This is a genomic window from Brachybacterium sp. Marseille-Q7125 (assembly GCF_023062615.1).
Lineage (GTDB): Bacteria > Actinomycetota > Actinomycetes > Actinomycetales > Dermabacteraceae > Brachybacterium.
The window spans coordinates 1-1,479 of the sequence record NZ_JALLAL010000117.1; the positions used below are offsets into that span (position 1 = coordinate 1).

Sequence of the window (1,479 nt, forward strand, 5' to 3'; positions counted from 1 at the left end):
GGGGGGGTGTCCCTATGTTCTGAGTCAAGCCGCGAGGGCGGTCGGCTCGGGAGTAGGGGCGGTGGTCGGGGGCTGGTAGTAGGTGCCGTCGCGGAGCATCGCGAAGATGACGTTGCAGCGGCGGCGGGCCAGGCAGATCACGGCGGCGTTGTGGCGCTTGCCCTCTGCGCGTTTTCGATCGTAGTAGGCCTTGGAGATGGGGTCGTGGTTCGAGGCGACCCAGGCCGAGTAGAACAGTGCGTTCTTCAGCCGTTTGTTGCCTGAGCGGGCGGGGAACTCGCCGCGGATCGAGGTGCCGGATCTTCGCGTGACCGGCGCGATCCCGGCGTAGGCCGCGAGATGGCCCGGGGTCTCGAATCCCGTGCCATCGCCCACGGCCATGAGGATCTGGGCGGCGGTCTTGATGCCGATCCCCGGCATGCTCATCAAGACCGAGGCGAGAGGGAAATCCTCCAGCATGGCCTCCACCTCCTTAGCCACCGTCGCTCGCTGTTCCTTCAGCTCTTTGACCTGGCCAGCAACTCTCGGGATCACCAACTCCACGGCCGCGGTCGCAGGAACGACCACGGTCTGTTCACCGAGCGCCGCGAAGATCTGGTCCACCAGTGCTTCGGGATCGCGGCGAGAGTGCGAGCGAGCGAAGCGCAGCACCCGTGCCCGACCAGCGGTTTTGAGCCCGGTGGGGCCTGCGAACTTCTCCAGCAGGTCCAGTACCAGCGCCGTGGAAAGGCTGCCGCCGGCGAACACCCGCTCGAGCGCGGGATGAATCTGGGTCAGCAGGGAGCGGATCCGGTTCAGCGCTCTGGTCGTCTCGTGGGCGAGGTCCTCATCGAAGCCGGCGAGGACCTTCAGTGCGGAGAGGACCTCATTGTCGCGGTCGACTTGCCGCAACGTGTGAGGCATGGTGCGAGCGGTGTCGGCGATGATGAACGCATCCCGCGCATCGGTCTTTGACCTGCCGGGATAGAGATCTGCAGCCTTCCGCATCGCGAGCCCGGGGAGGTAGGCGACGGTGCAGCCCACGTCGCGGGCCACAGCGATGGGGAGCGCTCCGATGGTGTTGGGCTGGTCGACGACCATGAGCGCCTTGCCGTGGACGTTTAGTCCGGTGAAGAGCTCCCGAAGCTGGGCCTCGTCCTGCGGCAGGGGCTTGTCGAAGAGCTTGTTCCCGTCGGGGTCCAGGGCGCAGGCGTGATGCCCGGTCTTGCCGACGTCCAGGCCGATGACGACCGCGTATTCGGAGTTCATGATGTCGTCCTCCTTGAACGCATCACTGCTGGTCGCAGTCTCGACACCCGGTGCCGGCACCCACGTTACGAAGAGACCTCAGCAGTGCTGGGCCGTGTCCCTATCAGCGGTCAACGCGTGTCTCTCGACCGGGCGGCAACACCCCCCGGACCATGAATGGCAGGGCAACAAAGCCATACCCGGCCGAGCGACCAGACCCCCGACCATCGGGGGTGCTCACACGGTAACGGG

At 66.1% G+C, this 1,479-nt stretch carries 1 protein-coding gene; it reads right to left on the minus strand.

Features of this window, described 5'->3' with window-relative positions:
* Positions 1 to 24: 24 nt before the first annotated feature.
* Positions 25 to 1,248, minus strand: a complete 1,224-nt coding sequence (locus MU407_RS13945; RefSeq protein WP_246958390.1) for an IS110 family transposase — start codon at positions 1,246 to 1,248, stop codon at positions 25 to 27.
* Positions 1,249 to 1,479: the final 231 nt, after the last annotated feature.

Coding starts and splice junctions, on each gene's coding strand:
- MU407_RS13945 (WP_246958390.1), bottom strand. CDS start 1,248: ATGAACTCCGAATACGCGGTCGTCATCGGCCTGGACGTCGGCAAGACC.